The 1,842-nt window shown below is 57.2% G+C and carries 2 protein-coding genes and 1 pseudogene; 1 reads left to right on the top strand and 2 read right to left on the bottom strand.

Features of this window, described 5'->3' with window-relative positions:
- Window positions 1-115: 115 nt before the first annotated feature.
- Window positions 116-793: an alpha/beta fold hydrolase gene (locus E3T46_RS15245; RefSeq protein ID WP_166790299.1), complete on the bottom strand. Its 678-nt coding sequence runs from the start codon at window positions 791-793 to the stop codon at window positions 116-118.
- Between the two features lie 188 nt (window positions 794-981).
- On the opposite strand from E3T46_RS15245, the gene E3T46_RS15240 reads away from it, so the two are divergent.
- Window positions 982-1,206, top strand: a complete 225-nt coding sequence (locus E3T46_RS15240) for a hypothetical protein (RefSeq protein WP_134479262.1) — start codon at window positions 982-984, stop codon at window positions 1,204-1,206.
- Between the two features lie 200 nt (window positions 1,207-1,406).
- Here E3T46_RS15240 and E3T46_RS15235 read toward each other — a convergent pair.
- Window positions 1,407-1,724 (bottom strand): annotated as a pseudogene (locus E3T46_RS15235) (helix-turn-helix domain-containing protein); the annotation flags it as partial.
- Window positions 1,725-1,842 lie beyond the last annotated feature (118 nt).

The following is a 1,842-nucleotide window of genomic DNA, read 5'->3' as shown; positions in this document are numbered from 1 at the left end:
AGCGCACTCGGGAACATGCCGCCCGAAGAATATGAACGCAACTATTACGCTGAAACAAACGGCCCGATAAATATCGAAGCCGCCAACAAAACGGCGGCATGAAACCCGGGACGGTTCATTGTTCTGTGTCGCTTGCCCCGAAGCTTCGGTAGAGCTCCTCCCTGTAGAAGGGCTCCGAGAACCCCCAACCGGCGTAGATTGCCGCGAATGTCTTCATGCCTTTGACAGGGGGTTTGTCAGCGTAGAAACCGTCGTTCCAATCACTGTCAGACGTGACCGCGCGAATGAGGGAATGTAGAAACACTTTGTTATATTCTGCTGTCCGCGCCGAACCCGATATTGGCGCTATGGCTCGAACCATTTCCGGGTGCAAAGCAGCCCAGGCGTAGGTCTGGCAAGCACCCAGAGACCAACTCGTTACTAGGCGGATCTTTTCTACACCGAGTTCCTCGGTAAGCAGGCGGTGTTGGGCGACAACGTTGTCGTAGGCGGTAACGCGAGGAAACAGACCTCGCCCGAACGGCGCTGGGGTATTGCTGGGGGAAGAGGACACGGCTGCGCCGAAGTGGTTCGGTACGACAATGAAGTACTTTTCCGGGTCCAATGCCCGTCCCTTGCCGGTCAGCCATGATGCGGTGTCAGACGGCGTCGCGGTGAACCATGTGGGGCAAACCACGACGTTGTCCTTCGCTTCGTTCAATTCGCCCAGAGTGACGTACCCAAGCTTCGCTGACGGTAAAACAGAGCCTTTCTGCAGAGTAAAATCGCCCAATTCAAAAATCTTGTGTTCCATGTGGATTCCATTCTGTTGAGCCAAGTTGGGCGGAATGTGATGTTGCATTCAAGGCGGAAGGGCATAGACCATATTCGACGCCAGCCCTTGCGTTGCATCAACGAGATCGACGTGGCATGTAAGGCGAGGCTAGCAACATGTTATAGACAACCAATATCGGACTTCTGCACAGAGTACCCATCGATTTTTTGTGCAAACAGCGACCCGTTTTCGGCGCGTACCTCTCCCTCGGCGTCAACTTCCCCTGGGCAGTCGTGACCGGACTCTCCAAAGGGGCGCACACCATCGACTGGCCCGGATCCTACTACTACGTCGTCATTGCGCTCAGCTTGATCCTCGCTGCCCTATCGGTGCTGACAACTTCGAGGAGCACCGCGAAGAACACGGGCATCACGACCACCAGGTACGAATAACCGCCGCTAGCAACGCGAAGTCGCAGGCTGAACTTTGTTGCCTAAACAACCCCACTTGGACGACGGTGACCGGGGCAGCTTCGAATTACCGTCGTCTATTCGGTTCCCTGCGGTGCCGAGAGGGCGACCGTCCCGTATGCCCCGCCTGAGAAAATGCCCGGTGAAGGGAGGGTATACGGGGCACGTTCGGACGCCTCAAATTACTCGGCGGTGAGGTCCAGTGCCCGTGCTCGGCGATAGAACGTTGCTCGAGACATTCCGAGGTCGCGGGCAACCGTTGTCGCTGTCTCTCCGCCGTCGATGAGTCGGCGGGCGTTGCGGATTTGGCTGTCGGTGATGATCCGCGGGCGGCCGCCTAAGTCTTTGCCGGCTGCGCGGCGTTTGTTGATGGAGTCGACAACACGCTCTCGCTTGATGTCGTGTTCCATCTGCCCGAGCGCCGCCATGATCGTGAACAGCATGGACCCCATCGGTGTTGCTGTATCGACGTCGCCGCCGCCGAGGTTCAGCACACGGAGTGAACCGTCCCGGGTTTCATGCCGCCGTTTTGTTGGCGGCTTCGATATTTATCGGGCCGTTTGTTTCAGCGTAATAGTTGCGTTCATATTCTTCGGGCGGCATGTTCCCGAGTGCGCT

Source organism: Cryobacterium sp. Hh11 (assembly GCF_004404045.1).
In the GTDB taxonomy this organism is placed as follows: Bacteria; Actinomycetota; Actinomycetes; order Actinomycetales; family Microbacteriaceae; genus Cryobacterium; species Cryobacterium levicorallinum.
Note: the sequence above shows the minus strand (reverse complement) of the source record. Positions and strands in the feature narration are given on the sequence as shown.